The organism is Methylobacterium sp. B4 (genome assembly GCF_003201865.1).
Lineage (GTDB): Bacteria > Pseudomonadota > Alphaproteobacteria > Rhizobiales > Beijerinckiaceae > Methylobacterium.
Genome location: NZ_QJJJ01000036.1, coordinates 22,651 through 28,862, shown reverse-complemented (window position 1 = coordinate 28,862; position 6,212 = coordinate 22,651). Strand labels below are relative to the sequence as shown.

Here is a 6,212-nt window from a genome sequence, read left to right as displayed (position 1 = left end):
CGCGTTCAGGCGCTTCTCAACGGCGGAGTGCCGCAACTATCTCGCGGCCGCAGGCTACGACGCCTACGATCCAACCTGATCGGATGCCGCTCTAGTGCGACGGCGACCGCGAGGGTGACGACGGTGCTAGCAGCCGCGTTGAGGGTCTGGCTGGGATTGGCGGCCAAGCCGTCACTGCGCCGCGCGTCGATAACGTTGGCGACGGCGTCCCAGGCGGGATAGGCGACCAGGAGCGCCGCCGCGGCCGGCGGCATGGCCCTTCCGAGGGTGAAGGCGGCCGCAACCCAACCGACAGACACTGCAGCACGGAGGAAGTAATAGGAGCTCAGCCAGCCCGATGTGTCACGACCAAGTTGTTGGACGGTTGTCATTGATGTTCCCTTCGGGTGCGCGACGCAGCGTAGAATCGGGACGACGGGCAATCACGCGGCAGCCTCGGCGACCGGAACGCCAGGCTTCATGAAAGCGGCATCTTTTCAGAGGGATACGCGTCGCTTCGGAAGGTACGCTTACAATCGGACACCGATAGCATCCATGACCGGATCACTGGAAAACTTGACCGTTCTTCCGGACGCCGGACCGTGCGTATCCAGCGACCTGCTTTCGCACGTACTGGCGCAGATCCGGCTCACCGGGGACCATGTCCGGTTACACGAAGTCGCGTGGTCAAAGGTCTTGGACCTGGAAGCTGGAGCCGCCCATGTCCTGGTGGTCGCCGACGGCTCGCTCAACGTGGAGGACGATGGCGGGGAGCGCGTCGTGATCGACACGGGCGATCTCGTGCTTCTGCCCCGCGGGCTCGGCAGGTCCAGGCTGGTGGCATCCGCCTCACACGCATCGGTGATCGTCTGCCGGTTCTCGTTCGATACCCACAGCCTTCGCGGCATGATCTCAGCCCTGCCCGAGCGCATCCACATCCAGCGCGCTGAAGGAGCCGGGTGGCTTGACGGCATCGTACCCTTCCTGATGGTCGAGGTGACTGACGACGAGCCCGGTGCGGCCCTGATGATCTCACGGATCATCGACGTCATCGTCATCCGCACCTTGCGGACCTGGGTGCAGCGCGGGCACACCACCGGATGGCTGGGAGGGTTGTCCGACGCCCGCATCGCCCGAGCGTTGAAGGTCGTACACGAGCGACCACTGCAGCGCTGGAGCGTCAACACCCTGGCCGACGCGGCCGACATGTCCCGGTCGAGCTTCTGCGAACGTTTCGCCGCGCTCGTCGGGCGCTCACCCCTGCGCTACCAGAACGAGTGGCGGCTCACGCTCGCCCGGAACATGCTCGTCGCCCGCGAGGCACGTGTCGGCGAGGTCGCGCTACGGGTCGGCTATGAGTCCGAAGCAGCGTTCAGCCGTGCTTACAAGGCGATGTTCGGCCATCCACCGAGGGATGAGCCGGCACTGCCGAGCGAGAAGAAACTGCAAAAGTGAGCCGTCTGCTTGGAATGGCAGGACCGTAATGGACCATGATATGCTGATGTTGTGATCGCCGTTCAAAGGTCCGTTTCTTCTACCGAGCGGACGTCTCGGCCGGGAGGCTTGAAGTTCTGCAAGGGTTCAAGTGTTGGCGCTCCTCTTGCCCCACGACGCGCCATTTCCTGACCTTCGGGGGCTCGCCGCTGATGATTGAAACTGTTCCATTGGCAGGCACTCACCGGTTGGGCGTCGTAGAACTTTTGATCTGCTGACGATTCGGCACACCATTGGCAGGGCACGTGGGATCCAAGCACGTTTCACATACTCTTGCGCTCATCAACAAAAACTGAGCTCGCACCAAGTGTGTGTGGGGCAAACTAACCAATAGGGGCAGTCAACCCGCCAGATAATACTGAGGCGCCCCCATAGCCGTGTCGTTTGACATGCGAGCGCTGCGTTCCGCCCACGGCGCTGTTCGCCGCTCATAATTCCCTGCTCAGCCTGCTCCAACTCCCTGTTCAGTTGCCAAGGGAATTTGCGGCCAAATGCTTGGCGATCTTCAGGAATTCGATACCGGCTTGGTGCAGGCCGGCTGCTTTCCACCCCATTTCCCTGTATTTTCCGCGCATACAGGGAAATGGCGCGGGGAGACGGGTTCGGGCATGATTGCCTGCACCACCAGGTTTTCCCGCGAGGAAAACCGCATGGTGACAACGACTTAGAAATCTAAGTCCCGGGCTTCAGAGCCGGTTGGATCCGCGCTGGCGGTCGTTTCAGGTCCCCTTTGGCGCCCGAAATATCTTAGGATCTGCGCGATCGGTTCGTGCCGCAGGGCATGATCACCCGTCCGGCTGAAGATCGTAAGATCGGGCCCAATCTGCGGGACCGCCTGGGGCGCGACGGTGGCGCGACCGATCGATCGGCAAGAAGCCGCCGCAAGGCGGCTTTCGTCGTTTCCGGGGCCACCAGGAAAGGCGGGCATGCAGCGTTAACGATCCGTTAGCCATACAAATCTTAACTGTGTCCGGTGCAGGAAGGCCGGGCATGCTCGAACGTCGTACAAAGCGCGCAAGCGGGCTTCCCAACGCCGCGCCGCCGGCCGAGCGCTTCCTCGCCAAGGCGGCGGCGCACCGGTCGGCCGGCCGGACCGAGAAGGCGCGAAGCAACCTTCAACGGGCGCTCGAGGCCGATCCGGGTCATGCGGGCGCGCATTTCGAGATGGGCGTGCTGACGAGCCGGACCGTGGCGCCGGGCCCGGCGGTGCCGCACTTCGTCGCCGCCCTGAGGGCCGAGCCCGACTATCCCGGCTACTGGCTGGCGCTGGCCGGCACGCTCCTCACCCTGAGCCGGTTCGCCGAGGCCGGCGCCCTGATGGAGCGGTTCCGGAAGCAGGGCCTTCCCGAGGAGACGACCCGGCCGGTCTTCAAAGCCTTCCTCGACCAAGCCTTCGCCCTCGGCCAGGAGCGCTACGGCGCCGGCGACCTCGCGGCCGCCGAAACCCTGGCCGAACTGGTCATCGGCCTCGACGAGACCCACGCGAACGCGACCCATCTCGGCGGAGCCGTCGCCGCCGGCAGGGGCCGCTACCAGCAGGCCTTCGACCTGTTCAGCATCGCGATCTACCGCGAGCCCGACAACGCGGGCTACTTCAGCAGCCTCGGCGCGCTCCTCGTCACCATGGGTGTTGAACATGCTGGTCATGGTGGACCCCTTCACCACCGAGAACGGCGCGACGCATGTCCTGACGGGATCGCATCACGCCCCCGCCCCACCGCCGGAGGCGGTGTTCCAGGCCGAATCCGAGCGGCTGCTTGGCCCAGCGGGCAGCATCGTCCTGTTCGACTCGAATCTCTGGCACGCGGCGGGCAGCAACGTCACGGACACGACGCGCACCGCCCTCACGCTCAGCTTCAGCCGGGCCTTCATCAAGCAGCAGATGGATTATCCCCGCTTCCTCGGACCGGATTATGGGGCGAAAGTCTCGCCGCGGGTGCGCCAGCTGCTCGGCTTCAACGCGATGGTGCCCACCTCCTACGACGAGTTCTACCAACCGGCCTCGCGCCGGCTCTATCAGGCGAACCAGGGATGACGCAGACCCGCGACTATGACCGCGAAGGCGGCCAGTTCGGCGAACGCCGCTACAACTACGACTTCGATGCCATCACCCGGCGCTACATGATGCGCGCCTTCACCCCGTTCCTGCCGCGGGGGCGGGCGCTGGAGCTCGGCTGCTACCTCGGCGAATCCACCGAGTGGCTGACCGGGCTTTACCCCGATCTGACGGTGGTCGAGGCAGCACCGACCCTGGTCGAGGCGGCGCGGCGAAGAGTAGGGGACGCACCCCGTTTCATTTGCTCGACCTTCGAGACGCTGGAGCTGAAAGAGACCTTCGACGCGATCTTCCTGATCAATACCCTCGAACATCTGGACGATCCAGTTCTCGTCCTGCGCCGGATCCGGCGCTGGCTCACGCCGTCCGGCCGGCTCTTCCTGCTGGTGCCGAACGCCAATGCCCCTTCGCGTCAGATCGCCGTGAAGATGGGGCTGATCACACATAACAGCGCCGTCACCCCGGCCGAGGCTGCGAACGGGCACCGCAACACGTTCTCCTTCGACACTCTGGAGCGGACGACCCGAGACGCAGGTCTCTCGACCCTCCATCGCGGCGGACTGATCTTCAAAGCTCTCGCGAACTACCAATTCGACGCCGCGCTCGCCGCCGGCATCATATCCGATGCCTATGTCGAGGGCTGCTACCAGTTGGGCAACCAATATCCAGATCTGACCGCCAGCATCTATCTCGTCTGCGAGCGTGGGGCGGATTGAGCCGGAGCAGGTGACCCGGTGATCGCACCGCAGCTTTTCCGGAACCGATCCGGAGCCCACGACATCCGCGCTCATCTCACGGCGTGTGCGGCATCGTTCACCCCACCGCTCGATAAGCGCGTGGCAATCCCTGACTACGCCGCCAAACTCGCGACCTCCGCCGAGCGGTTCGAGGCCTGGGAAGGCCCGACGTTGATCGGCCTCGTGGCGGTCTATTGCAACGACCCGGCTCGCGCGCGGGCCTTCGTCACGAGCGTCAGCGTCCTGCCCGGGCGAAGGCGGGCCGGTCTTGGACGTGGCCTCATCGAGGCGGCGATCGTGCATGTGCGCGGCCTCGGCTTCGCGCGCCTCGCCCTCTGCGTCGACCGCTCGGCCACTGCGATCGGCCTCTATCGCCGCCTCGGCTTCATCGAGGAAGGCGCGGCGGGGGAGGCCATGCAGTTCTCGCTCGACCTCGGAACGCCCTGACGCGAAACGCCCCCCAACGACCATCCGAGACAGCAACGGCGGATGCGCGCGCTTTGAGCTGGGTCAATACTTCCCGATCCGATCCGCGATATGGAGCAAACGTCTCCACCTGCCCTCCGCGGCAGCCGACGAGCAGGCAGCGACGGCGATAGGGTGGAGCACGCCCGGGATCGGCGCGGCAAGCCTCGAAAAAGGACTTCACACTCCCTGCGAATACAAACACGCCCCGCGAGAGGGACATATGGAATTGGAAACGGCGCCACTTATACGCGAAAAATACGCGAAGATTTGATCGAACGCATTGCGTGATTTCCAAATTGTGCAGTGTACGGTGACGTACTTTCGAGACCAGCAATGCAAACCCCGAACCTGCGAAGTGCCGTGTGCCGGCTCGCCATTCGTCCGGAGCCGGCGAACCTTCGGTCCATGCTGCGGTTCGGCCGATGGGATGCGCAGCCGGCGACCGGCATCCTCGCGGGAACGGGGGGGGCCGGCGCGGGCCTCGCGCCCGCGCCTTGGCCGGAGGAATGCCCGCCGGCACCCGCGTGGAAGGCCACGGCCGAGCGCGCAGGAAGCGGGTTGTGACCGCCCACGGAGCGGCGGACGGGGCCTTCGAACGCAAGCTGCGCGGCTTCGGGCCCCTGCAGGAAGCGGACAGGCGAGCCCTGGCCGCGATCGAGGCCGCCGCCCGAACCGTTGCGCCTGAAACCGATCTCGTCCGCGAGGGGGACCGGCCCGAGGGGATAGTCGTGATCCTCGACGGCTTCGCCTGCCGCTACAAGCTGCGGCGGAACGGGGCACGCCAGATCATGGCCTATCTCGTTCCCGGCGACAGCTGCGACCTCGCAGCCTCCCTCCCGCACCGGCTGGACCATGCCATCGGCGCCCTGTCCGCCTGCCGCGTGGCGCTAATCGCACCGGAGACCGGAAGGGATCTGCTGCAGCGCCCGGCCATCGCCCGCGCCCTGCGGAATGCGGCCCTCGCGGAGGAGGCGACCCTGCGCGAATGGCTCGTGAACATCGGCCGCCGCTCGGCCGTGGAGCGCCTCGCCCACCTGTTCTGCGAGATGTACGTGCGCCTGGGCGCGGTCGGCCTGACGGAGGGTCATCGTTACATGCTGCCGGTGACACAGCTCGACCTTGCCGACACCACCGGCATGACCAGCGTGCACGTGAACCGCTCGCTCGGCGAATTGCGGCGCCTCGGGCTGATCGAGCGCAAGGGCAAGCGCCTGACGATCCTCGACCTGCCGCGCCTGATGGACGTCGCCGAATTCCAGGCGGACTACCTGCATCTGTCGCAACAAGCGGCCATCTGAACGTCTCTCACGGAACGCCCGCCACCCCGGTCTCATCCGGTGCGAACCGTCCATGGCGCGGCCGACGGGACGCGCCTCCCGAACGAGCCGAGCACGGGCGGCCTCACCCGATCGCGTTTATCGAGTCCAATTCATCCCGGGGCCAAGCATCACATGTCCGTGATGTCGGATCAGCAGAAG

The 6,212-nt window shown here is 65.6% G+C and carries 6 protein-coding genes and 1 pseudogene; 5 read left to right on the top strand and 2 right to left on the bottom strand.

The features are described 5' to 3' along the window. Positions 1-92: 92 nt before the first annotated feature. Positions 93-371, bottom strand: a pseudogene (locus tag BY998_RS24920) (DUF308 domain-containing protein); the annotation flags it as partial. A 163-nt stretch (positions 372-534) separates the two neighbouring features. Between BY998_RS24920 and BY998_RS23040 the strand changes: the two are divergent. After that, positions 535-1,434: an AraC family transcriptional regulator gene (locus BY998_RS23040; RefSeq protein WP_110354018.1), complete on the top strand. Its 900-nt coding sequence runs from the start codon at positions 535-537 to the stop codon at positions 1,432-1,434. Positions 1,435-2,433: 999 nt separating this feature from the next. Here BY998_RS23040 and BY998_RS24545 read toward each other — a convergent pair. Continuing rightward, the gene (locus tag BY998_RS24545; RefSeq protein ID WP_181425600.1) at positions 2,434-3,120 is read right to left on the bottom strand and encodes a hypothetical protein; all 687 of its coding nucleotides are present in this window, start codon (positions 3,118-3,120) and stop codon (positions 2,434-2,436) included. Between BY998_RS24545 and BY998_RS23030 the strand changes: the two genes are divergently transcribed. The 4 genes from BY998_RS23030 (at position 3,110) to BY998_RS23015 (ending at position 6,032) form a co-directional block, all read left to right on the top strand. After that, complete coding sequence (locus tag BY998_RS23030; protein WP_110354022.1) at positions 3,110-3,508, top strand: phytanoyl-CoA dioxygenase family protein; 399 nt, start codon at positions 3,110-3,112, stop codon at positions 3,506-3,508. The genes BY998_RS24545 and BY998_RS23030 overlap by 11 nt on opposite strands. After that, positions 3,505-4,245, top strand: a complete 741-nt coding sequence (locus tag BY998_RS23025; protein ID WP_110354021.1) for a class I SAM-dependent methyltransferase — start codon at positions 3,505-3,507, stop codon at positions 4,243-4,245. The genes BY998_RS23030 and BY998_RS23025 overlap by 4 nt, the downstream gene beginning before the upstream one ends. A 120-nt stretch (positions 4,246-4,365) precedes the next feature. After that, a complete protein-coding gene (locus BY998_RS23020; protein ID WP_181425599.1) occupies positions 4,366-4,713 on the top strand; it encodes a GNAT family N-acetyltransferase in 348 nt (115 codons plus the stop codon). A gap of 581 nt (positions 4,714-5,294) precedes the next feature. After that, positions 5,295-6,032, top strand: coding sequence for a Crp/Fnr family transcriptional regulator (locus BY998_RS23015; protein ID WP_245421715.1), 738 nt, complete (start codon positions 5,295-5,297; stop codon positions 6,030-6,032). Positions 6,033-6,212 lie beyond the last annotated feature (180 nt).

Coding starts and splice junctions, on each gene's coding strand:
- BY998_RS23040 (WP_110354018.1), top strand. CDS start 535: ATGACCGGATCACTGGAAAACTTGACCGTTCTTCCGGACGCCGGACCG.
- BY998_RS23030 (WP_110354022.1), top strand. CDS start 3,110: ATGCTGGTCATGGTGGACCCCTTCACCACCGAGAACGGCGCGACGCAT.
- BY998_RS24545 (WP_181425600.1), bottom strand. CDS start 3,120: ATGACCAGCATGTTCAACACCCATGGTGACGAGGAGCGCGCCGAGGCT.
- BY998_RS23025 (WP_110354021.1), top strand. CDS start 3,505: ATGACGCAGACCCGCGACTATGACCGCGAAGGCGGCCAGTTCGGCGAA.